The 22,814-nt window shown below is 62.3% G+C and carries 17 protein-coding genes; 10 read left to right on the plus strand and 7 right to left on the minus strand.

Annotated elements, in window-relative coordinates; genetic code table 11:
- Nucleotides 1-19: 19 nt before the first annotated feature.
- The 3 genes from FJV43_RS13885 to FJV43_RS13895 form a co-directional block, all read right to left on the minus strand.
- Entirely contained in the window at nt 20-1,204 is a 1,185-nt protein-coding gene (locus tag FJV43_RS13885; RefSeq protein ID WP_239627747.1) for a PepSY-associated TM helix domain-containing protein, read from the minus strand.
- 2 nt (nt 1,205-1,206) lie between these two features.
- On the minus strand, nt 1,207-3,534 hold the full coding sequence (locus FJV43_RS13890) for a TonB-dependent siderophore receptor (RefSeq protein ID WP_239627749.1): 2,328 nt from the start codon (nt 3,532-3,534) through the stop codon (nt 1,207-1,209).
- A gap of 212 nt (nt 3,535-3,746) precedes the next feature.
- Nucleotides 3,747-4,631, minus strand: a complete 885-nt coding sequence (locus FJV43_RS13895; RefSeq protein WP_239627751.1) for a dihydrodipicolinate synthase family protein — start codon at nt 4,629-4,631, stop codon at nt 3,747-3,749.
- Nucleotides 4,632-4,798: 167 nt separating this feature from the next.
- On the opposite strand from FJV43_RS13895, the gene FJV43_RS13900 reads away from it, so the two are divergent.
- Together FJV43_RS13900 and FJV43_RS13905 are read left to right on the plus strand one after the other, a co-directional pair.
- On the plus strand, nt 4,799-6,211 hold the full coding sequence (locus FJV43_RS13900) for an FAD-binding oxidoreductase (RefSeq protein WP_239627753.1): 1,413 nt from the start codon (nt 4,799-4,801) through the stop codon (nt 6,209-6,211).
- A 7-nt stretch (nt 6,212-6,218) separates the two neighbouring features.
- Nucleotides 6,219-6,884, plus strand: coding sequence for a GntR family transcriptional regulator (locus tag FJV43_RS13905; protein ID WP_239627754.1), 666 nt, complete (start codon nt 6,219-6,221; stop codon nt 6,882-6,884).
- A 6-nt stretch (nt 6,885-6,890) separates the two neighbouring features.
- Here the strand turns inward: FJV43_RS13905 and FJV43_RS13910 are convergent, their stop codons facing one another.
- Nucleotides 6,891-7,028: a hypothetical protein gene (locus FJV43_RS13910; RefSeq protein WP_239627756.1), complete on the minus strand. Its 138-nt coding sequence runs from the start codon at nt 7,026-7,028 to the stop codon at nt 6,891-6,893.
- Nucleotides 7,029-7,327: 299 nt separating this feature from the next.
- Between FJV43_RS13910 and FJV43_RS13915 the strand changes: the two genes are divergently transcribed.
- Both FJV43_RS13915 and FJV43_RS13920 read left to right on the plus strand, forming a co-directional pair.
- Entirely contained in the window at nt 7,328-9,349 is a 2,022-nt protein-coding gene (locus FJV43_RS13915) for a YgiQ family radical SAM protein (RefSeq protein WP_239627759.1), read from the plus strand.
- Nucleotides 9,350-10,294: 945 nt separating this feature from the next.
- A complete protein-coding gene (locus tag FJV43_RS13920; RefSeq protein ID WP_239627760.1) occupies nt 10,295-11,980 on the plus strand; it encodes a hypothetical protein in 1,686 nt (561 codons plus the stop codon).
- A 185-nt stretch (nt 11,981-12,165) separates the two neighbouring features.
- Here FJV43_RS13920 and FJV43_RS13925 read toward each other — a convergent pair whose 3' ends face one another.
- The gene (locus tag FJV43_RS13925) at nt 12,166-13,470 is read right to left on the minus strand and encodes an adenylate/guanylate cyclase domain-containing protein (protein ID WP_239627762.1); all 1,305 of its coding nucleotides are present in this window, start codon (nt 13,468-13,470) and stop codon (nt 12,166-12,168) included.
- A 216-nt stretch (nt 13,471-13,686) separates the two neighbouring features.
- Here FJV43_RS13925 and FJV43_RS13930 point away from each other — a divergent pair, with 216 nt between their 5' ends.
- Nucleotides 13,687-14,121 (plus strand): hypothetical protein, encoded by a 435-nt coding sequence (locus FJV43_RS13930; RefSeq protein WP_239627763.1) that lies wholly within the window; start codon nt 13,687-13,689, stop codon nt 14,119-14,121.
- Nucleotides 14,122-14,397: 276 nt separating this feature from the next.
- Nucleotides 14,398-15,444 carry a lytic transglycosylase domain-containing protein gene (locus FJV43_RS13935; RefSeq protein WP_239627765.1) on the plus strand — a complete coding sequence of 349 codons (1,047 nt, stop codon included), beginning with the start codon at nt 14,398-14,400 and terminating at the stop codon, nt 15,442-15,444.
- A gap of 129 nt (nt 15,445-15,573) precedes the next feature.
- Here the strand turns inward: FJV43_RS13935 and FJV43_RS13940 are convergent, their stop codons facing one another.
- Nucleotides 15,574-15,867 (minus strand): antibiotic biosynthesis monooxygenase, encoded by a 294-nt coding sequence (locus tag FJV43_RS13940; RefSeq protein ID WP_239627767.1) that lies wholly within the window; start codon nt 15,865-15,867, stop codon nt 15,574-15,576.
- A gap of 767 nt (nt 15,868-16,634) precedes the next feature.
- Here FJV43_RS13940 and FJV43_RS13945 point away from each other — a divergent pair.
- Nucleotides 16,635-17,156: a MaoC family dehydratase gene (locus FJV43_RS13945; RefSeq protein ID WP_275973714.1), complete on the plus strand. Its 522-nt coding sequence runs from the start codon at nt 16,635-16,637 to the stop codon at nt 17,154-17,156.
- Between the two features lie 164 nt (nt 17,157-17,320).
- Nucleotides 17,321-18,079: a type I methionyl aminopeptidase gene (map, locus tag FJV43_RS13950; RefSeq protein WP_239627768.1), complete on the plus strand. Its 759-nt coding sequence runs from the start codon at nt 17,321-17,323 to the stop codon at nt 18,077-18,079.
- Between the two features lie 446 nt (nt 18,080-18,525).
- On the opposite strand, the gene FJV43_RS13955 is transcribed toward map, so the two are convergent.
- Nucleotides 18,526-19,215 (minus strand): Crp/Fnr family transcriptional regulator, encoded by a 690-nt coding sequence (locus FJV43_RS13955; protein WP_239627771.1) that lies wholly within the window; start codon nt 19,213-19,215, stop codon nt 18,526-18,528.
- Nucleotides 19,216-19,309: 94 nt separating this feature from the next.
- Here FJV43_RS13955 and FJV43_RS13960 point away from each other — a divergent pair, with 94 nt between their 5' ends.
- Together FJV43_RS13960 and FJV43_RS13965 are read left to right on the plus strand one after the other, a co-directional pair.
- Nucleotides 19,310-20,725: a DUF1254 domain-containing protein gene (locus FJV43_RS13960; protein ID WP_239627772.1), complete on the plus strand. Its 1,416-nt coding sequence runs from the start codon at nt 19,310-19,312 to the stop codon at nt 20,723-20,725.
- A 73-nt stretch (nt 20,726-20,798) separates the two neighbouring features.
- Nucleotides 20,799-21,779 carry a DUF1254 domain-containing protein gene (locus tag FJV43_RS13965; protein WP_239629420.1) on the plus strand — a complete coding sequence of 327 codons (981 nt, stop codon included), beginning with the start codon at nt 20,799-20,801 and terminating at the stop codon, nt 21,777-21,779.
- The last annotated feature ends 1,035 nt before the right edge of the window (nt 21,780-22,814 follow it).

Consider the following 22,814-nt stretch of genomic DNA (forward strand, 5'->3'; position numbering starts at 1 on the left):
GACGGCGGGACAAGTCCGCTCACTCGCCGGGAACGAGCCGCCCGACCGGCAGCTGCGCCGGGCGCCGCAGCTTGCGGCGCGAGAGATAGAGCAGGATTCCCGTAACCGAGAACAGGGGCATGAGGACCGCGGCAATCATGAAGGCGAGCTTGCCCGGCCATCCCAGGATCGCGCCGCGATGGATGTCGTAGATGGCCGCGATGATCTTCTCGCCGAATGTCTTGTCGTCATAGCGCTCAGCGGAGACCATCTGCCCGGTGACCGCGTCAATGCGAAATTCATCGCGTGTGGTTTCGAGGGTCCTATCCTTCCTCCACGACCGTATCCGTATGACTGTGGCCGCGCCGGCCGGCAGCGTCAGCAGGGCCCTGGAGAAGCGGCCGCCTTCCTCGCGCTGGAACGTCGTCCATGCCTGATCGAATCCGATCGGTTGCGCGGTCCCGGAACGGTCGACCGCCCGCGGCGACTTTGCGGGCATCTTCGCTGCGGTGACGTGAGGACGTGCCAACAGCCAGGTCACGCCGTCCTTGTACCATTCGAAAGAGAACCACAGCCCGGTGAGCGTCATCACCAGATAGACCGGAAACACCCAGGTGCCGATCACCGCATGCAGCGACCGGTGCAGTCCGCGGCCGCTCAGCGCGAGATTCGGCTTCAGCCACGTCTTCACGCTGCTCGCGCGCCGCGGCCAGCGCAGCACGAGGCCCGAAATCAGCATGACGATCAGACCGAGCGCAATGGTGCCGGTGATCGGACGCCCCCAGCCCTTGGCGTCGCCTGGGATCAGCAGCCAACGGTGCAGCTTGCGCACCGTCGCGAAGAACGCCTCGCCGCGGGGCGAGCCCAGCACGCGCGCGTCATAGGGGTCGACATAGAGCGAGCCTGGCCGGCTGCCCTGGTCGTCGCGCGCGAAGCGGATATGGACCGCCGCCGCCGGATCGCTCGACAGCGTGACGGCCGAGACCTTGCCGACATCCTCAGCCGCTTTCAGGCGGGCGATCAGCGCATCCGGCATCAGCGCCCGTGTCTGACGCGGCGCGACCTGCATGATCCCGACGTTGAGATGGTCGACGATCTCGTCCTCGAAACTCATGATCGCGCCGGTCAGCGCGATCAGGGACACCAGCAGCGCGAGGACGAGGCCCGCGATGGAATGGACCTGGAACAGGACGGCCTTGACCGTATGCCCGATCCGCACCGTCATCGCTAGAACTTCACCGTTGCCGACAGCGAGAACCGCCGCGCATCGCCGATGGCGACGTTCAAGGCATTCCCGGTGCTGGATGTATAGTAGAGCTTGTCGAACAGATTCTTGACGTTGAACTGATACGTCACGGGCAGATTATCGATCTTCGTGTCGTACGTCGCAAAAATGTCCGCCACGGTATAGGCCGGCATGAAGAACGTGTTGGCAGAGTCGCCCGCCCGATCGCCGACATAATGCGCGCCGCCGCCCAGCCGCAGGCGTCCGGGGAGCCTGTCGCCGAAATCGTAGACAAGATAAAGCGAAGCCGTGTTCATTGGAGCGTTGAACAGCTTGGCATTGCCGACAACGGGATCATTGATCAGCCGTGCGTCGGTATAGCCGTAACTTCCGATCATGCTCCATTCGTCGGTCAGCCTGCCGGTCACGTCCAGTTCGACGCCGCGAGACCTGGCCGCACCGGACGTGCGCGCCGCCGACTTGCCGCCGCCGATGTCGTCCAGCACCAGCACATTCTTCTTCTGGATGTCGTAGATCGCCAGAGTGCCCGACAGCCGCTTGTTGACGTCGAATTTCAGACCGGTCTCCCACTGCGTTCCCTCTTCGGGCGCAACGGTGGAATCGACGACGAAGCCGGCCGTGAACGGCGGGATGGTCGAGGTCGGCTTCAGCGACTGCGTATAGCTCACGTAATAGGAGAGCTGGTCGCTGAGCTTGAAGATGACGCCGCCGAGCGGCAGAACCTTGTCGCCCGCCAGATTGGTGGCGGTGACGAAGAGGGGCCGCCCTTTTCCCGCGAGTTGCTCATATTCCATCCAGCGAACACCGCCGACCACGGACAGCCAGTTGGTCAGGTGGAACGTGTCCTGCGCAAAGAAGCTGCGGGTGCCGAGCTTGTCGGTCTGCTCGCTGTCGGTTGCCGAAACGGTCGTGCCCGGCACGACCAGTCCGTAGACTGGGTTATAGAAATTGAAGCTCGGCGTCGCCTGGCGAATCAGATCGTGGCGATCGATCGTACGATAGAGCGCCTCGCCGCCGAACAGGATCTCGTTGCGGAAACCGCCCACCCAGACGTCGCCTTGCAGATAGGAGGTGCCGTAGCTGGCGTTGCTCAGCGAGTTGCGCGTACCGTCGTTGCTGCGGGTTTCAACGCCGGTCGTGGCGTTGACGCTGGTGATACGAAGCTGGTTCGCGCTGAAAGTCTCGGTGTTGTAGCTGTAGGCCGCCGTGACCTTCCAATTGTCGTCGAGCTTCTGCTCGACGGAAGCCTGCACCAGGTCGGAGGTGCCCCACATGTTGTTGAAGGGCTCGTCGAGCCGGCGCGTCTTCGGGATCGCCAGCGGAGCGCCTTTGACGAAGGCCGTGCCGCGGTCGTACGGATAGATGAATTCGCGGTGCTCATAAGTGAGCTGCACCGTCGTTGTGTCGCCGTACCAGGCCAGCGACGGGTTCGCCAGCATTTCGCGGTGGCGGCCGAAATTGCGCCAATAATCCTCGCTGACGCCATAGCCGATGAAGCGATAGGCAAGACCGCCGTCGCCGATCGGACCGGTGATGTCGAGCGTGCCGTCGGCGCCGCTGCGGTTGTTCGCATAGGTCGAACCGAGCAGCGTGACCGAACCGTGCTGATAGAGCTCCGGACGCTTGCTGATGGTGTTGACGATGCCGCCGGGATCCATGATGCCGTAGAGCAGCGAGGCCGGCCCTTTCAGCACCTCGACGCTTTCGACCGCGGCATTGAGGCTGCGGCCCTGCACCAGCGGCATGCCGTTGCGCATGATCGAGCCGTCGCGATTGTCGCCGAAGCCGCGGCGGATCACGGCGTCCTGAGTGCCGGCGAGCGTGTTGGTCTGCGTGACCCCGCTGATGTTGACCAGCGCATCGTCGATGTTGCGCGGCAGCTGGTCCTTCAGCACCTGCGCGGGCACGACGTTGACGGTCTGCGAAGTATCAAGCGGCGATGCGCCGCTGCGCAGCGTGGTCGAACTCGGCATCGCGCGATAGCCCAGCTTTGCGGCCTGTTGCGCGGCGGCATCCGCGGCCGCGCGCTCCGAGAGCGTCGGCACCGCAGGTGCGGAATTGCGATTTGGCTGGCGGCGAGCTGTCGTTTGCGTGCGGCGCGTCGGCTGCCCGGATGCGCGGGCCGGCTTCGACCGCGGTGTTGAGGCCTCCACCGTCACCGGCGGCAGCGCCGATTGCGCCTGGGCGGTCGTCATGTTGGAGGGGCATTCGGCGAGCAGCACAGCCGCTGTGATGAGAAGACCGGCGTGGCGCTTGCCGGCGCGATGACGATGGCCGCTGGCGCATTGGCCATCCAGATAAGCACGCACGTTCGATTCACTTCCAAGTCAGACGCAGCATTGAAGCTGGCGCGTCTAACAGGCACGGAGCTCGAGCGGAACCGTAAGCGGACTTGAATCGCTCTAGTATTGAATGGTTCTAAGAAAGGATCGGCGCTGAACGGCAATCTCTAATAGCCGTCTCGCCGAGCACGGCACGCAGCACGCGAATTCGCGGCGGCGCGTCGCGATCTTGCGCGGGCTCACGCCATCGCAGGCGCCATCAACGCGTCGAGCTTCCGCTTGAGCGCGGTGCCGTCGGACAACGCGCGGAGCGGGGGGCGCACGCGCAGCCAGCCTGCATCACCCGTCTGCGCCGCGAGGATAGCCTTCAACGTCGCGACCAGGGACGGCGTCTTCACCACGGCATCTGCCGCTGCCTGCATGCGCGCCTCGACATCCTTGCCGTCAATCATGCCCTTGACCAGCTCCGGTGCGACGTTGGCCATGCCGCAAATGGTGCCGGCGCCGCCCGCGGCGATCGCGCGGGCGATGTCGGGCTCGTTGCCGACGGTGATGGCGAGCTCGGGCGCGGCCGCGCGGAATGCCTGGAACTGATTGAAGTCGCCGCTGGAGTCTTTCAAGCCGGCGACCTGCTTGCCGTAGCGCTTCCGCAAGTTCGCCGCGACCGTCGTCGGGATCGCGACGCCCGACACCTGCGGGATGTGATAGAGCGAGGCGCGCAGCCGATCGTCGGCGACGCCATCGATGATCGCGGCAAAGGCATCCTCGATACCCTCGGGCGTGACGCTGCGGTCGAAATAGGGCGGCAGCAGCAGCACGTGGCGCAAGCCGAGCCCGAGCACGCCACGCGTCAGTGCGATACTGTCGGTGATGGCGGGAAAGCCGCCGCCGATTGCGATGCGCTCCGGCGCGACGCCGGCCTTGAGCATGGCTTCGATCGTCGCGACGCGTTCGCTGACATTGAATGAGGTGCCTTCGCCGGTGGTGCCGAACAGGACGACGCCGTCGACGCCCTTGCTGAAGAGTTGCTTGGCATGGCCGGCGAGTCGGGCGTGATCCACGCTGCCATCGGCCGCCAGCGGCGTCGCCGACGCCACCCAGAACCCGCGAATTGCCTCCGTCATGACACCGCCCTTTGCTGCCGCCCCAAACTAAGCCGCTGATCTCCAATGATCTTCCGCGCTTACCGGGATCCTGTTTTTACTTTACTTTCCACCTTGTACCTTACATACAAGAACGATGCAAATCCCCGGCGCCCTGGGGCGCAGCGGAAATATTGAGGAGGTCTCGCATGGACATGGTGACCCCCGCCGGACGCCCCGACCAGCTGCTCGGCGCGTTGCGCGACAGGCTCGGCGCGGCCGCGGTGCTGACCGGCAGCGAGGTGCCCGCCCGCAATTGCAACGACTGGAGCGCGAGCCTGCCGCAAGCGCCGCTCGCCGTGATCCGGCCGCTCGATGCGAAAGGCGTGGCCGATGCGATCGCGACCTGCCGGCAGGCGCGGCTTCCCTTCGTGCCGCAGGGCGGACTGACCGGGCTGTGCCGCGGCGCCTCACCCGAAGCCGGCTGGGTGGCGATCTCGCTGGAGCGCATGACCGGCATCGAGGAGATCGATCGCGCCTCCGCGACGATGACGGTGAAGGCGGGCACGCCGCTGGAGACGATCCAGAAGGCTGCCGACGAAGCCGGCTTCTTCTTTCCGCTCGATCTCGGCTCGCGCGGCTCCTGCGCCATCGGCGGCAATCTCTCGACCAATGCCGGCGGCAACCGCGTGATCCGCTACGGCATGACGCGCGAGCTGGTGCTCGGCCTGGAGGTCGTGCTGCCCGACGGCACCATCATCACCAGCCTCAACAAGCTGATGAAGAACAATGCCGGCTACGACCTGAAGCATCTGTTCATCGGCTCGGAAGGCACGCTCGGCATCATCACCCGCGTGGTGCTCAGGCTGTTTCCGAAGCCGCGCTCGACCATGGCGGCGCTCTGTGCACTGAAGGACTATGCCGCGGTGGTCGCGCTGCTGGATGCGGCGCGCAGCGGGCTCGGTCCGCTGCTGTCGGCGTTCGAGGTGATGTGGCCGGATTATTGGGACGTGATCACGAATCGCGCCGGGGTGAAGCCGCCGGTCGCGCCAGGTCACGGCCTTTACGTGCTGGTGGAGGCGCAGGGCACCGATGAGAGCCTGGACGCACCGCGTTTCCAGAACTGGCTCGAAGAGCTGATGGAACGTGGGCTGCTCGCCGATGCCGCCGTGGCGCAATCGCTGGCGCAGACGCAGGCCTTCTGGCGCGTGCGCGACATCTGCGCCGAGTTCGGCCAGGTGCTGGGGCCGCACATCTCCTACGACATCGGCCTTGCGGTGGCGCGGATGGACGAGTTCGTCACGCGCTGCAAGGCCGCACTCGCTTCCGGCATCAAGGGCTGCGAGAGCGTCTATTACGGTCATATCGGCGACGGCAATCTGCATCTCGTCTCCTGGGTCGCCGGCCTCTCGGTCGCGCAGCAGCCGAAGGACGCGATGGACGCCATCATCTACGGTCTCGTCCGCGAGATGGGCGGCAGCGTCTCCGCCGAGCACGGCATCGGCACGCTGAAGAAGCAGTGGCTGGGCCATGCCAGGAGCGATGCCGAGATCGCGCTGATGCGGACGCTGAAGGCTGCGCTCGATCCCGAACAATTGCTCAATCCCGGCAAGGTGATCTGAGCGCGCCATGCGATCGCTCAAGCTCGATACGCCGAAATCGCTGTCGCAGCGCGTGATGCTGCGGCTGCGCCAGGCGATCATCGACGGCGAGTTCGCGCTGGGCGCTGCCATCTCCGAGGAGATGGTGGCCAATTCCTTCGGCGTCAGCCGCACGCCGGTGCGTGAAGCCATGGGCCAGTTGCAGGCGCAAGGCCTGGTGGTGATCCGGCCGCAGGTCGGCAGCTTCGTGTTCACGCCGAGCGCCGAGGACATCAATGCGCTCTGCACCTTCCGCATCGCGCTGGAGCCCAGGGCGGCCGAGCTTGCCTTCCGCCACGATCGCGACGGTGCGATTGCGGCCATGAGCGCGGCGATCGCGGCGATGGAGCCGGCGGTCACGGCGAAGGACAACATCGCCTATGGGCGCGCCGATGCCGCCTTCCACGAGGCGCTGTTCGCCCATTGCGGCAACCGCTACCTCGCCGAATCCTATCAGCTCGTCTCCGGCCGCGTCGCCGCGCTCCGCACCAATCTGACCTCGCCGATCGACGTGCGTACCCGCACGTCCTTCGACGAGCATCGCAAGCTGCTCGATTTCTTCACACGCGGCGAGTTCGCCGCCTTCGACGGCCTGATGACGACGCACATCACCAATTCGGGAATCGTCTACGCAAAAGCGCTTAAAGTGGATTGAGCGCGTCTACCGCCCTTCCTTCGCTTCCGGCCTGTCCAGAAAATCCAGCGCGGTGTTGATCTGCTCGAGCTGGTGCTCGATTCTATCGCGGTCCTCGACCGATGGCGCCTTCTCCAGCTGTTCCACGAGCTTCTGCTTCCGCAACAGCAAGTTCTCTATGACCGTGCTCACAACTCCCCCATCGCCAGAGGCGACGTCAGCGGACGCCAGAATGATCCAGACGCGCCCAACCCGGGCCCGCGCCGAACCCTCAACAGAATGTTCGCGGGCGCGGTTGGTTCCTATGGCCGAGATTCGATCGGCGCCGTTACGAGGATGGAACCTCCGGCCACCACATCGCGACGCCAGAACCATGGATCACGGTCCCGCACGGCATCACAATCGGCGGTGGCGGCACACCGATCGGTTGAATTCGCCCGCACGGAGTCCTATGCGTAGGCGCCATGGACACCCAGATGATCACCGCCGAAAAGCCGCTGATGGCCCGGGCGCAACCGCGCAAGCCGGCACCGTTCCTGCCCATGAGCCGCGCCGAGATGGATGCGCTCGGCTGGGACGCCTGCGACATCGTGCTGGTGACCGGGGACGCCTATGTCGACCATCCGAGCTTCGGCATGGCGATCATCGGCCGGCTGCTGGAGGCGCAGGGCTTCCGGGTCGGCATCATCGCCCAGCCGGACTGGCACTCGGCCGAGCCGTTCAAGGCACTCGGCAGGCCAAAGGTGTTCTTCGGCGTCACCGGCGGCAACATGGACTCGATGGTGAACCGCTACACCGCGGACCGCCGCATCCGCAGCGACGACGCCTATACAGCCGGCGGCGAAGGCGGCAAGCGGCCGGACCGCTGCACCATCGTTTACGCCCAGCGCTGCCGCGAGGCGTTCAAGGACGTACCGATCGTGCTCGGCGGCATCGAGGCGTCGCTGCGCCGGATCGCGCATTACGACTACTGGTCCGACAAGGTGCGCCGCTCGGTGCTGGCCGACGCCAAGGCCGATCTCCTGCTCTACGGCAATGCCGAGCGCGCCGTGGTCGAAGTCGCGCAGCGGCTCGCCGCCGGCGAAGCACCGCGCGAGCTCGACGACATCAGGGGCGTCGCGCTGTTCCGCAAGGTCCCTAGCGACTACACCGAGCTGCACGCCGACGATCTCGATTCCGCCGACGAGGGCGCATCGCGTCAACGCGGGCCGACCGTGATCCGCCTGCCGGCGCTGGAGCAGGTCGAGCAGGACCGCGAGGCCTATGCGCGCGCCTCGCGCGTGCTGCACCGGGAGAGCAATCCCGGCAATGCACGGCCGCTGGTGCAGCGCCATGGCGACCGCGATCTCTGGCTCAACCCGCCGCCGATCCCGCTCACTACCGAGGAGATGGATGCGGTCTACGATCTGCCTTACGCGCGCGCCCCGCATCCGTCCTATGGCGATGCGCGAATCCCCGCCTGGGAGATGATCAGGTTCTCGGTGACGATCATGCGCGGCTGCTTCGGCGGCTGCACCTTCTGCTCGATCACCGAGCACGAGGGCCGCATCATCCAGAACCGCTCGGAGGGCTCGATCCTGCGCGAGATCGAGCAGATCCGCGACCGGACGCCCGGCTTCACCGGCGTCATCTCCGACATCGGCGGCCCCACCGCCAACATGTACCGGATGGCCTGCAAGGACCCGAAGGTCGAGGCGGCGTGCCGGCGGCCGTCCTGCGTCTTCCCCGAGATCTGCCCCAACCTCAACACCTCGCATGACGACCTGATCCGGCTCTATCGCAAGGTGCGCGAGACCAAGGGCATCAAGAAGGTCATGGTCGCCTCCGGCGTGCGCTACGACCTCGCGGTGGAGAGTCCCGAATACATCAAGGAGCTCGTCACCCATCACGTCGGCGGCTATCTCAAGATCGCGCCCGAGCATACCGAGCGCGGGCCGCTCGACAAGATGATGAAGCCGGGCATCGGCGCCTACGACAAGTTCAAGCGGATGTTCGACGCCGCCGCCGAGCAGGCCGGCAAGAAATATTACCTGATCCCCTATTTCATCGCGGCGCATCCGGGCACGACCGACGAGGACATGATGAACCTCGCGCTCTGGCTGAAGAAGAACCGCTACCGCGCCGACCAGGTGCAGACCTTCCTGCCCTCGCCGATGGCGACCGCGACCGCGATGTACCACACCGGAGTCAATCCGCTGCGCGGCGTGCGCCACGGCGGCAGCGACAAGGTCGAGGCGATCAAGGGATTGCGCCAGCGCCGCCTGCACAAGGCCTTCCTGCGCTATCACGACCCCGACAACTGGCCGGTGCTGCGCGAAGCCTTGATCGAGATGGGCCGCCGCGACCTGATCGGCTCGCAGCCGCACCAGCTCGTCCCCGCGCACCAGCCGCCCGGCACCGGCAAGGCCGCCGGCACGCGGCGACCGGTCCGTCCCGGCGGCAAGACGCAGCGGTTCACGACCAAGGGCCTGCGGGTGATGAAGTAGCGCGCGAGAGCCGGGTTTGGCCCGGTTCGGCGGCGCTTTCGCACCTTCCAAAACAAAAGTTCGAAAACAACCCCATGCACAGTAGCCGGGGGCAGCAAGATCAACGGCTTGCGGGCGCGATGAGATCGGCGCGGTCGCCGAGCGCAAATCGAGGCAGGATCTCCCCCGGGAAACGGTCAATTTCCGTTTTTACGAAATTTGCTTGATCGTCGGGCAAAACAGGCGTATGATGCCACCATCGCGGAACGTGGGCGATCGAGGGCTAACCGCACCTGGTCGTCGCCACGCCCTGCCCGATCGAGCGCGATCTCGTCGAACGACCGTTACGCATTGCTGATTTTACGAATACACTGCGCCGTCGGGCAAATCAGGAGCAGAATGGCAGCATCGGAAGGACCGGGTCAGGACGCCCCTTCCGTTGCTCAGTGCCAGCGTCGTCGAGATCACGACCGCGTCACGCGCGCAATCCGCTCCGCGGATCGACGCACTGCAGGGGATGGCGCTCCTGATCGCATGATCACCTTGCAGTCCAGCAAAAGCCTGCGATACCCGCTGCTGGCTTTGCCCTAGCTGCACGGCGCTTAAGGTGCTCGCCGCTGGTGACCCATCTACGAAGTTGTGTGGGGTCTGGCGGAGGTCCGCTCATCGCGGCAGAGCGGATCAGATTTGCTAAACCTTAGTTCTTCGGATTTTGACCCTTAACAGACCAACGGAAACTCCAAGCTTCCCCGCCGGAACCATCCATGAATTCTTCACGAGATGTCACCCACTTCGCTATCTCAGAAAGCGCTGGACAGAGCCCCTGATTCCAATCAGTCAGGCCATGTTCGCTTGGCGGCCGACCGGGTTTGGTGCCCTCGCGAGTTGATCCTTATCAATAATCCCGCTGCGATTTGAGAGTATGATGTTTTTTTGGCGTGTAATTCGAATTGCGAGGAGCTCGCCATGTTTAAGTTTAAGCGCGTTCCATTTACCCTTGGGGATCTAACCGACCATCAACGGGGCACTGATGACATCCTCGCAGGTGATCCAAACAGAACTATTTTGATCGGAGATGCTGGCGGCAGCATGTTCGATTTTTCCAGGGGCGGCAACGACACCTTTACGGGGCCCGCGTTTACGGAGGACGCCCCCATTCACTACACTTTCTACGGTGACGCGGCCGGCAGCATGTTCGACTTTTCCAGGGGCGGCGACGATACCTTCACGTTCGCCTCCCTGAGCAACACCGCTTACGGTGACGTGGGCGGCGATATGTTCGGTCACAGTAGGGGCGGCAACGACATTTTCAGCGGAGCTAACACCGCTACCAATACTTTCTACGGTGATGCGGGCGGCAACATGTCCGGCCATGCTCAGGGCGGCAACGACACCTTCACGGGCGGCAGTGGAGGCCCCCCCAACACTTTCTATGGCGATGCGGGCGGCGACATGTCCGGCCATGCTCGGGGCGGCAACGACACCTTCACGGGCGGCTCCTTCTCCTTCTCCCCCTCCAATATTTTCTACGGTGATGCGGGAGGCAACATGTCCGGCCGTGCTCAGGGCGGCAACGACACTTTCACGGGCGGCTCCTTCACCTTCAACATTTTCTATGGCGACGCGGGCGGCGACATGACCGGCCACGCTCAGGGCGGCGACGATATCTTTACGGGCAGCTTCCTTCCTGCCCCCGCCTCCAACACTTTCTATGGTGATGCGGGCGGCGACATTTCCGACCGTGCCCAGGGCGGCGACGATGCCTTCACGGGCTCCAGCGAGGCTACCAACACTTTCTATGGCGATGCGGGCGGTAACATGTCCGGCCATGCCCAGGGCGGCAACGACACCTTCGAGGGCGGCGTTTTCACCTCTCACACTTTCTATGGTGATGCGGGCGGCAACATGTCCGGTCATGCTCAGGGCGGCAACGACATTTTCAGCGGAGGTAACGACGCCACCAACACTTTCTACGGTGATGCGGGCGGCAACATGTCCGGTCATGCTCAGGGCGGCAACGACACCTTCACGGGCGGCAACAGCGTCCTCTTTGCTGACTCGACTACTTTCTCCGGTGATGCGGGCGGCAACATGTCCGGCCATGCTCAGGGCGGCAACGACACCTTCACGGGCGGCAACAGCTCCGGCACAGGCTCGAGGAGCAACATTCTTTTCGGTGACGCACAATCCATGTCTGGGTCCGCCAAGGGCGGCAACGACATCTTCACGGGCGGCAGCAACTCCGGCATCGGCTCGACGAGCAACATTCTTTTCGGTGACGCACAATCCCTGTCCGGCTCCGCCAGGGGCGGCGACGATACCTTGTCCGCCGGAGCCGCAGCGCCGGGCGGGACGGTCAGCAACGTCATGTGGGGCGACGGGTTATTGCTTGGCGGCGCTCGTGGCGGCAAAGATCTGTTCGTGTTCAAGGACGAGGGCCCGATGACAGTCGGGACCCAGAACACCATCGAAGACTTTAGCCAAAGCCAACATGATCAGATTGAGTTCAGCAATGTGGCAGGCGTGCAGTCATTCAACGATCTTGTCATCGCCCAATCGGGAACTGACACCCTCATAACCGCAGGAGCGGATCAAGTGAATCTCCACAACTTCGGAGGTTCGCTCACAGCAAACGACTTCTTGTTCACCTGAAAACGAGATGCGTTTCATGAACGGTTAGCGGAACCTTGAGGTGACTTCGGCTCAAGTCTGCTAGTGGCCCGTAGCTGACCTTTACGGCGATGCCGGCTCAGGGCCGCTTTTGACCCACAAGAGACATTTGGCGAGAGAGAAAAAAGCCGAGGAGTGTCAATCCAGAATTGGTTAGAGCGGCGCATTCACCGTTCGACTGCAAAGATGCGCCAATCTCCCGGGATACCCTTGAGCGAATGATTGCCGCGATCACCAAAACGCAAGCCGGAACCCGCCACTAGGTCCCTGACCGTGCTCGATACCAACACCTCGCTCGCGCCGGCGAGCGCCGCCACGCGCGCTCCGATGTGAACGGCAATGCCGCCGATATCATTGCCGATCACTTCGCACTCGCCGGTGTGAAGCCCGGCACGGACTTCAATGCCCAACGGCCTGATTTCTTCGGCGATGGCGCAAGCGCAGCGCACGGCGCGTGCGGGACCGTCGAAAGTAGCGAGAACGCCATCGCCGATCGTCTTGATTTCGTGGCCGCGGAAACGTGAAAGGGTGCGCCGTATCGCAGTGTGATGAATCTCTAGGAGGTCGCGCCAGCGATGGTCTCCGAGTGTGGCGGCTTTCTCGGTCGAGCCGACGATGTCGGTGAAGAGCACCGTGGCAAGCACGCGGTCGACCGCAACGGGCGGACGCGAGCCGGTCAGGAACTCCTCTATCGCATCGGCGATATCGCCGGCATTGTCGCCGACGAAGGGAAGGTGGTCGACCCCAGGGAATTCGAGATGGCGCGAGCCTGGAATTTGCTTGGCGAGAAACCGGCCGCCCTCGACGCTGACGACCCTGTCTTCCGTCCGGTTGATGACGAGGGTCGGGACCCGGATCGTCGGGATGATGTCGCTTATGTCAATCAGATGGTTCATGCGCGCGTACGCGGCAACGCCAGCGGGGCTATTGGATACCCGCTCGTTCTTGCCCCACCAGCGTTTGAACGCCGAGTCGGTCATGCGGGAGGGCGCATACATTGCCACGCTGCCGCCGCTACCCCAGTCGCGCTCGATATAGTCGAGAGCTTGCTCCAGCGTCGACTGAGCAAATCTCGATGCCGGATAGGCGTTGCAGAGCACCAGCGCGCGGCAGCGACTGGGATAGGTCGCGGCGAACAGCGCCGACATCGTGCCGCCTTCAGAAATGCCGAGAAGCGCCGCCTGTTCTATGCCGGTGGCGTCCATGACCGCCCGCAGGTCGTCCATTCGCTGGTCTAGGCCCAGGGAATCAGCGACCCGATCCGACAAGCCCGTACCGCGCTTGTCGAACATCACCACCCGGGCGTAACTCGCCAAGCGCAGCAGCCAACGGCTCACCTCCGGTTCGTCCCACCAGTGCTCGACGTTAGTAAAGGCCGGTGGAGCGAAGACAACGTTGAGCGCGCCCTCGCCGAACACCTGATAGGCGATGTGAACGTCGCCGCTCTTGGCGTATCGGGTGTCTGGCTGCATTGACGACCCCCCACGCTTGCCGGGACTTTCTGGCCGACCGGAATTATAGCAGCAGCTTAGATTGTCGGGAACGGCTCAATGTCCCCTGTTGGCCCATCAGCGAAGTAGCGGCGCAGCCCATTGAGGTCCGCTCAGTGAGGCATTGCGAACCAGATTTGCTCAGGTTGAGTTCTTCGCATCTTGACCCTTAGCGGAAATTAATGTTGTGCAGTCAAGATGCTGGACATGCACCCCGAATGGCTTCGTCAGCTTCCCTATTTGGTCCACACCAACAGAGAACTCGGCCTCATGCTGAGGGGTGCAAAGCCCCTTGCTTACTTTATGGACATCGTCGGTCGTGAGCCAGACGTCTGCGTTCGGTATTGGCGGATGTTCGATAGGCATGTTGATCTAGGTCGCCTGATAAGGCGCGAAGTAATTGAACCGTGCCCTGACCTGCCGCAGCTCGAATATCGGATGCTGTTCTACAGCTTGCCGGGCCACGAGTGGCGGGTTGATGCCATGCTTGCACTCCTGAAGGAACCTGAAGCCTGGTCCGATGGCCGCGAACGGCGCTTCGGCGAACTACTTGGCTACGAGGATTGGCAAATCGACTATTGGCTGACGCACCGTCGCCTGCGAACGGATGCTCAGTCCGTTATCGGCCCTTGACTGTCGCCAGCCCGAAGCGCCGCAACGTCCGCTTTCCGTAGATGACCTGAACAGAGCATGTGAGCGGGACAAGCCGGCCTTTGACCTATGACCGACCCCATGAGCGTCTTCCGCCAGGAGCCCGCACGCGCCCCAAAGGGGACACATCGGGTTGCGAGGCAAAAAGCTCTCGTTCACCACATTTAAACCTTAAGATTCTACGAAGAGTACTCACCCCACAGGCCGCAGGACTATGCGAACAGCCTTCGTACAGAAGCCATCCGTGGACTTCGGGCAATGAAGGCCTGGCAGACCAGCTGCATCGTGGTTGTTCTCGCATCCGTGGGACTCTTTCTGACCGCCGCCAAAAGACCGGCCGCGACTATGCCGGATCTCATGTCGGAAGCGACAGCGAGCATACCGGCTGCGGCGCGCATGGCGGCTCCTGCGAACCTGGTGACGCCGGCCGCGTACGCAGACGCATCCGCCAGACTCGCGGCAGCTCTTCGGGCGGAAAGAGCAGAGCTCGGCGCGGCGACGTCGGCCGGTTCCGGGCCGCTACGTACCGAAGCCGAGATTGTCGATGAACCCGCCGCGCCGAAATTGGCGTCGTTGGGACAGGATGTCGTCCACTCGCTGCCGCCGGAACGCGATGCGACCAACGGTGCTCCGAAAGCGGCGTCGACGCAGGATTTCCGTCATCTGGTCTACTACGTCTGGTCCGAATTGCCGCCCGCCGAGAAACCGGCGGAGATCGCCTTGCGTGCGTTCAAGGACATTCCGCTGGGGACGCCGACTGAGGAGATCAAGCGCGCTGCCGACGCGTTTGGTCTCGATTTCAATTTCATGATGGCGGTTGCCAAGATCGAATCCGGTTTCAACCCCAATCAACGCACCGGCTCGTATATCGGGCTGTTTCAGCTGAGCCATTACGAGTTCGGGAAGTTCGGCTTCGGCGAGATTCGCAGTCCGCGGGATAACGCCGTTGCGGCCGCCTACAAGGTCATCACCGAAGGCGTCCTGTTCCAATGGATCACGCACCGCAAGCCTGATATGAGCGACCTCTACCTGATCCATCAGCAGGGCTGGGAAGGCGCCGCCGAGCACATCAGCAAGCCCGCGCGCCTCGCATGGAAATCAATGTGCGCCACCAGCGAAGGCAGGGAGAAAGGTGAGAGGTGGTGCAAGCGCGCGATTTGGGGCAATGCACTTCCAGCCTTCAAGCGCACCTGGAAATCGGTCGACAACGTGACGTCAGAGGCGTTCGTCGGCATGTGGCGCGGCCGGGTCGCCGAATTCTACACGAAATATGTGGCGACTGCCGCTGCGGCGGCAAACCCATGATTCCGTCCTCGGCAGCGCCACGCCTGCTTTGCCTTTGGCTCGTAGATCGGTAGAGCGCCAGCGAACCCATCAACCCTCCGCCTGTGGCGAGGCATGATGGGTTTCGCCATCGCGGGGCCGCTCGCCCGCCTACAGCGCCAGCACCACCTCTCCCGACACGGCATCCGTGACGCCACGGCCGTTGCCCTGGTCCTCGAGCACGGACCTGAAACTGTCGAGCGTCTTGATCATCGCGGCGCGCGCCGCGACCATCGCCTCCTGGCTGGACCAGGTGCCGATGAGGCAGAAGCTCTGTTCGCCGGTCTTGATGATGACGCCATGCTCCAGGCCCGGCCATCTGGCCTTCCCGTCTCGGTGCGCGTCGAGGAAGGCGGCTTCCGCGCCGGGCTTCACCTTGAACTTCACCACATTGTAAACCTGCATGGTGGGCCTCCTGAAAAAATGGATGGATGAAAATGGGCGCCGCGCAAGGTCAGGACGAAAAGTCCACGCGGGTCGCCCCGACGGATTGTCGTCCCCGCGCGCGGCGGCGTCACCGTGACAAATCGGCTGCTCAAACAAAAACGCAAAAACAACCCCATGGCACAGTAGCCGCCCCTAGCGGGATCAATGGCTTAGCGGGATTGCTGAGACGATTGACCCGTCGGGCAGAAATCCGTTGCTCCGTCGGGCAAAACAGGCGCATCATGGCATCATCGCCGAACGTGGATAGGACGCGCCCCTCCGCCACTCCGTATCGACATCCTCGAGCGCACACCGCGTCCCCCGCGCAACTGTTCCTCGCCTGTTCGACCCGCTGCAGGGGATCGCGTTCTGATCGCCGGCGCACCTGACAGCCCCAGCAACGACTGCGAGACAACCGCACCAGCCCTTGCCTCGCCCGCACCGCGCTCAAAGTGCTCTCCTATCCTGGTTCGCTATGCTCATGGAGGTCGGGTTTCCAAGGCAGTTTCCCGACCGGTCCCGCGGCACCATCGTCCGATCCGCGAAAGCAGCCATGGTATGACCTGGAGTGACCGCGAGAGCGTTTGATGCAGTGGCGACGACGGGGGCAAGCCGGTCAAGAGCATCGCCGGGATGCCTGCCCCGACCAGGATCAATGCGTTGGCTAAGTTCACTGTACCCCCAGCTTGCCAACTGTCTTAGACATTTCGCTTAAGCGAGAGCCCTATCATGGATCGGAGCCCCAAGTGAACGACGTCGAACGAACCATTAGCCCAGACTCCTTGCGAGGAAAGCTGATTCCACGAGCCTCATATCGTCAGCTTCTTGACGGGCGGGAGCTGATATCTAGCTGGCAGACGGTTGACCAATCGATGATCGATACGTTCGCCGATGCAACACATGATCATCAGTTTGTTCACACAGACCGGCAACGCGCCGAGAAGGAGACGCCATTTGGAGGCACGATTGCGCACGGTTTTCTTACGCTATCGCTTCTTTCAACTCTCGCCTTCGATGCGATGCCCGCGGTCGAGGGGACGCGGATAGGTATGAATTACGGGTTCGAGCGGGTCCGCTTCCTCAGCCCGGTTAAGTCTGGAGCTCGGGTGCGAGGAAAGTTTCGACTGATAGCACTGACAGAGCGCGCGGTATCGATCCAATCTGCATGGGATACCATCATTGAGGTTGAAGGCGCGGTCAGACCTGCCATCGAGGCACACTGGATCACCCTGGCGCTGCTCGATCAAAATGAGCCGCAACCTCTCTGATCGTCTGCTTCTGACCCCATAAGAGACATCGGCGGCACGCCTACGCCCCTCCACCGAAGATCTTAGCGGGACGTGGCAAGACCGCCGGCGTGATCCGTCGCTGAGGTGTTTGTAAAAAGCTCGTCCCGTGAGTATGAATTTAGACGCATTGAACGGGGTAGCGAATGACGATTTCAAATGATGACGAGTTCGACAGGCTCAAGGAGATCGGCCGCATTGTCGCCAACACACTGGCCGCAATGGGAGCGGCCATCGAGCCAGGAATGACGACGGGCGAGCTGGATGAGTTCGGTCGAGGTCTTCTGGAAAGAGCAGGGGCCGCGCCTGCTCCCGAGCTTTGCTACGGCTTTCCGGGTGCGACCTGCATCAGTGTCAATGAAGAGATCGCTCACGGCATTCCGGGGAACCGTCGGATTGCTGCGGGTGACCTGGTCAATATCGACGTTTCCGCACAGAAGAATGGTGTTTTTGCCGACACAGGCGCATCTTTCGCCGTGCCGCCGGTCTCCAAAGCGATCGAGCGGCTTTGCCGTGATGGACGACGAGCTATGTGGACTGGCATCAGGCAGATTGGCGCGAACAAGCCGCTCAGCGACATCGGAAAGGCGATCGGGGCGTTCGCTCACCGAAACCACTATACGCTCGTTCAAAATCTTGCCAGCCACGGCGTCGGGCATTCGCTGCATGAGGAGCCTACGGAGATCGCGACCTGGCCGGTTCAATCCGAGCGGCGGATCATGAATGAAGGCCTCGTCTTCACCGTGGAGCCGTTTCTTTCGCTGGGCGCCGAGTGGGCGGAAGATGGGGGCGAAGCTGGAGATGCGTGGACGCTCTTCAGCAGTCCGAGAGCGCCGACCGTGCAATACGAACACACCGTCGTCGCAACGCGGAACGGACCACTCGTCGTGACTTTACCCGGGTAACTCTCACGTTACGGCAGCTTCTGGCCCCCAGCTGCCTCTCTGTCTCTACGCCCTGACATCGGCTTGCGGGTACAAACGGACCAATGACGATATTGCCGCTACGCCCGCATGTGACCCCAGGAAGACGTTCGCGGCCGGCAGACTGCTCCTCTCGGAAATCGCGAAGTCGAGACGGCGCGCCTGCTATTGGACCATGCCGACGACGGCAACCACGGCTTGGCCGGAAATGACGGACGCATCGCCCATAGCGTCAATAACTCATGTCAGACATTCGCATCGGGATTTGCGCAACAAGGGCAGGCTGGCGGCGCGGCTCTGGCAGGACGGACAGCATGCATCATCGTGTTTGTATTGCATGAAGCAACTCAGGCGTGGAGACTGGGCGGCAGCTCCCGTTCGCGACTCCCGACGCACCGAAGAGCGAAATCACGCGCAAGCCGCGAATCTCAATCATCCCTCTCCGCGTCGGCATATCGGCGAAGCGCATTGACGTCATTTACAATGATCGAGCGATAGGTGTGCGTGAGCCAGCCGGCGTCCTTGAACTGCTTCAATGCGGCATTCACCTGCTTGCGTGATGCATTGGCCATGACGCCCAGCTCGCTTTGAGTCAAGGGCAGAGGAACTTCACCAATTCTTATCGTCCGCTGCAGGACGGAAGCGATGCGACGATCCGCCTGGGGCTTCTGCAAGTCATGCACGACCTCGAGCAAAGTTTCGACGCTCATCATCAGGATCTGCGCGATGTGGTGCGACACCGTGGGGTCTTTCGCCGCCATTCGGTCCAGCGCATCGAGCGGCACGTGCAGCAGCGTCGTATCAAGGGCAGCTCGCACCTCTCCTCGTCGCGGCTTCCTCGTTAGAAAGCAAGCCTCTCCCGTCCAGTGGCCAGGTATACCGAGCAGCATCAAGCGCGGTGCGTGATCGAGGGGCGCCAGACTGACGCTAATGGTGCCGGCCACGAGCCCGTAAATTCCGCCGGGCGGATCGCCGACGTGAAACAGCGCCTCTCCCTTCTTCAGTTGAATCAATACCGAATGATCCAGCACGTCCGCCCTAAACCTGCTTGGTACCCGGGTGAGCCAGCCCGACGCGCTTGCGATCTCTTCGGACTCAACCTTAGATATTTTTTGCATCAACGCTCACCCTTTGTCCGATTTCGGACAATCTTGCATTTTGAGGTCGCTAAACTCAAGCGCGCCTACAGCTCGGAAGAGAGGGGTTCGAGTGATGACAACGCCTTTGACCCGTCGCGACTTCGTACTCGGGACGGCTGCCATATCCGTCGGCGTGAACACGAATGCCGCCGCGGCCACATCGCTTGCACCGAGCGATGCGCGAGCTATTGCGAGGGAAGCGACCATCTACGGCGTACCGATGCTGGAAAACTATCGCATCATGAGGTCGTACTTCGTCGATCGCGACGATCCCGAGTTCAAGGCGCCGTGGAATACAATCAACAATGTCGCGCGCGTCTTTACCCCGGACGACAAGGCGATCCAGACACCCAATTCCGACACCCCATACTCTCAGCTCGGCGCAGACCTGCGTGCCGAGCCGCTGGTGCTGACAGTGCCCGCCGTTGAGAAGAGGCGGTATTATTCACTGCAGTTCATAGATCTCTACACGTTCAACTTCGCCTATGTAGGAAGCCGCGCCACGGGCAATGATCCCGGAAGTTTCCTGCTGGCCGGCCCACGATGGCAAGGCGAGAGGCCGAAAGGCATCAAGGCGGTCATCCGTTCCGAGACCGAGCTCAACCTGGTGCTCTACCGGACACAGCTGTTCGACTCATCCGATCTCGACGGTGTCAAACGAGTTCAGGCTGGCTACAAGGTCCAGACGCTATCCAGCTTTCTGGGTCAGCCGGCTCCGCCCCCAATGTCCGCAACCCATTTTCCAGCACCACTCGTGCAAGACGAGCAAAAGAGCTCGCCCGAGTTCTTCGTTCTGTTGAACTTCCTGCTGCAGTTCTGTCCGACGCATCCATCCGAAAAATCTCTCATGGCTCGCTTTGCGAAACTGAACATCGGGGCCGGAAACAACTTCGATTCAGGCAGCCTATCGCCCGAAATGCGCAAGGCCGTGACGGACGGAATGGCAGACGCCTGGAAGGCGTTTGCCGAGTTCAAGGCGAAGGAGGTTGATACCGGCAAGCGCACCGCGGCGGACGGATTCGGTACGCGGGCCATGCTGAAGAACGACTACATGGCCCGGATGGCATCCGCCGTGCTGGGCATCTACGGCAATACCAGGGACGAGGCGATGTACCCGGCCTATTTCCGGGATGCAGACGGCGGCATGCTCAACGGTGCAAACCGCTACGTGCTTCGCTTCAAGCCAGGACAATTGCCGCCAGCCAATGCGTTCTGGTCCCTCACGATGTACGAGCTGCCGTCGAGCCTGCTCTACGCCAACAAGATCAACCGCTATCTGATCAATTCGACGATGCTCGATAGCCTCAAGCGCGATCCCGATGGCGGTTACACACTCCACATTCAGAATAAAGCGCCCGGAGCGGATCGCGAGTCGAACTGGCTGCCTTGCCCCGAGGGACCGTTCTGGACGACGCTTCGCATATACTGGCCCAAGGCAGAGGCATTGAACGGCCAATGGAAGCAGCCCCCGTTGCAGCGCGTCGTCTGAGCGTAAGGAGATTGGCATGAAGATCGGTCGCGTTTCTGTCTTTGCAGTAATGATCACGTCAGTGCAGTTCGGTATGGCGCAAAGCGGATTCCCCGCAGAACATAAGCCCGCTCTGGTCACGCCCGAGAACTTTGCCCGCGCGGAATCGGATCTGTATTTCGGGGGCGTCGTGAAGAACGGTGGTTTTGGAAAATTCGACCATACCCGTTCGCCCGCGCCGCTGGACAAGCAGACTATCATCCGTCTCAACCGAGACACGCTCTATTCGGCCGCCGTGTTCGACCTCGATGCCGGGCCCGCCACGATAACGCTGCCGAACGCTGGCAAGCGATTCATGTCGCTACAGGTGATCGACGAAGACCAGTACACCTTTGGTGTGTTCTACAAGCCCGGCTCCATCACGCTTACACGAAAGGACGTTGGCACACGCTACGCTTTGGCCGCCGTTCGAACGCTCGTCGATCCGGCCGATCCTCAGGACCTCAAGGAGGTGCACGCGCTGCAGGACGCGATCAAGGTGTCGCAAAAGCAGGCCGGGAAGTTCGAGATTCCCGATTGGGATCAAGCAAGCCAGAAGAAGGTGCGTGATGCATTGCTGGCGCTGGGAACCACACTTCCCGATACGAGCCGAATGTATGGACGCAAGGGGGAGGTTGATCCCCTCCGCTTCGTGATCGGCGCTGCCCTTGGCTGGGGGGCAAATCCTCCAAAGGAGGCACTCTACCTCAACGTCGTCCCTGGCCGGAACGATGGCACAACGATCTACAAGCTGAATGTGAAGGATGTGCCGGTCGACGGGTTCTGGTCGATAAGCCTGTACAACGCGGAAGGCTATTTCGAGCCCAACCAGTACAACGCCTATTCACTCAACAACATCACGGCACGAAAGAACGAAGACAATTCGGTATCCGTGCAATTCGGCGGTTGCGACGGAAAGAGTCCCAATTGCCTGCCCATCATGAAGGGCTGGAACTATATGGTCCGGCTTTACAGGCCGCGGACGGAGATCTTGAACGGAAAGTGGAAGTTTCCGGAAGCCCAACCCGACAAGTAGATTTCGGCAACGACAACCATCCTTCGATGGAAGAAGGCTGGAAACGCAATCAAAGGCTCGCGAGCATCACCCTGTCGATGCTTGGCCTGGGTGCGGCTTTGCTGGCGCGACCGGAGCCCTTATTCGCAGATGAAAGCGGCGTCAGCTTCTGGGTTCCGGGCTTTTTCGGCAATCTCGCCGCGACACCGAGTGTGCCCGGATGGTCGTGGGCGACAGTCTACTACCATACGGACGTCAGTTCGGGGGCAGGCGCCGCGTTTCCGCGCGGCGGTCGAGTCGACCTTGAGGTCCGCCTCACAGGGGTCTAGCGGCCTGGAATTGCGTTGAGCTTTTCTTGATGTGCCACCAACGGACCTTCCGATGTCTGCTTGCTACAGCAGACGGTTCGCAGTTGCGGATGCCAGGGGTTTCAGAATTAGGACAGTCACTCTGGCGAACCAGGACAGCGGGCTCAAAGAGACCCACCTCCGGGCGGGGCCTGGGAAGGCTGATGGATTTCGAGCTGCAACCGACGACAATCCGTAAGTCTGCGGCCTCGTCAGACGTACAGCCCGACGCAACTATCGCGTCCCTGGAGGGGAAATATAGGTTCGTTCGCGGCGGGGAATCAGGACAGCGATACAATGTCGCTGATGATTGAACCTTGGCTTCCGCATCGCAGACATAGCAGCAGCCGGAGACTCCAGGAGCCACCCAGCTGGTCTGGAGTTGGCGCGTCATGTGAAGCGGTTCATATCAGGGCCCCCGGTGGTTCGATTACTCTGATTGCGGAAGTCGCGGCGCAAATCTCTTTGCTTGCTTGAGGAGATTGCAGTGACGAAGACAATTCTGACGACCGCCACCAGGGCGGTAATCGTGCTGCTGGTGGTCCCTCGCGGCGCACGCGCATGATCAGAGCCGCCCCGAGCTCAATGGCTGGTTCGAGAGCCCAGAAGGCGGCAGCTTGTACGATTGGACGATCGGCGAGGCGCCGCGGATCGAGATCCGTTGTTTCATCCCCCGGGGCCATGATGTGACCGACATAGCGTTTTCAAA

The sequence above is a fragment of the Bradyrhizobium sp. I71 genome (assembly GCF_022354745.1).
GTDB lineage: Bacteria > Pseudomonadota > Alphaproteobacteria > Rhizobiales > Xanthobacteraceae > Bradyrhizobium > Bradyrhizobium liaoningense.

Excerpts from the sequence above, each read along its gene's own strand:
- FJV43_RS13885 (WP_239627747.1), bottom strand. The coding sequence starts at position 1,204 with ATGACGGTGCGGATCGGGCATACGGTCAAGGCCGTCCTGTTCCAGGTC.
- FJV43_RS13895 (WP_239627751.1), bottom strand. The coding sequence starts at position 4,631 with ATGACGGAGGCAATTCGCGGGTTCTGGGTGGCGTCGGCGACGCCGCTG.
- FJV43_RS13900 (WP_239627753.1), top strand. The coding sequence starts at position 4,799 with ATGGACATGGTGACCCCCGCCGGACGCCCCGACCAGCTGCTCGGCGCG.
- FJV43_RS13905 (WP_239627754.1), top strand. The coding sequence starts at position 6,219 with ATGCGATCGCTCAAGCTCGATACGCCGAAATCGCTGTCGCAGCGCGTG.
- FJV43_RS13915 (WP_239627759.1), top strand. The coding sequence starts at position 7,328 with ATGGACACCCAGATGATCACCGCCGAAAAGCCGCTGATGGCCCGGGCG.
- FJV43_RS13920 (WP_239627760.1), top strand. The coding sequence starts at position 10,295 with ATGTTTAAGTTTAAGCGCGTTCCATTTACCCTTGGGGATCTAACCGAC.
- FJV43_RS13925 (WP_239627762.1), bottom strand. The coding sequence starts at position 13,470 with ATGCAGCCAGACACCCGATACGCCAAGAGCGGCGACGTTCACATCGCC.
- FJV43_RS13930 (WP_239627763.1), top strand. The coding sequence starts at position 13,687 with ATGCTGGACATGCACCCCGAATGGCTTCGTCAGCTTCCCTATTTGGTC.
- FJV43_RS13935 (WP_239627765.1), top strand. The coding sequence starts at position 14,398 with ATGAAGGCCTGGCAGACCAGCTGCATCGTGGTTGTTCTCGCATCCGTG.
- FJV43_RS13940 (WP_239627767.1), bottom strand. The coding sequence starts at position 15,867 with ATGCAGGTTTACAATGTGGTGAAGTTCAAGGTGAAGCCCGGCGCGGAA.
- map (WP_239627768.1), top strand. The coding sequence starts at position 17,321 with ATGACGATTTCAAATGATGACGAGTTCGACAGGCTCAAGGAGATCGGC.
- FJV43_RS13955 (WP_239627771.1), bottom strand. The coding sequence starts at position 19,215 with ATGCAAAAAATATCTAAGGTTGAGTCCGAAGAGATCGCAAGCGCGTCG.
- FJV43_RS13960 (WP_239627772.1), top strand. The coding sequence starts at position 19,310 with ATGACAACGCCTTTGACCCGTCGCGACTTCGTACTCGGGACGGCTGCC.
- FJV43_RS13965 (WP_239629420.1), top strand. The coding sequence starts at position 20,799 with ATGGCGCAAAGCGGATTCCCCGCAGAACATAAGCCCGCTCTGGTCACG.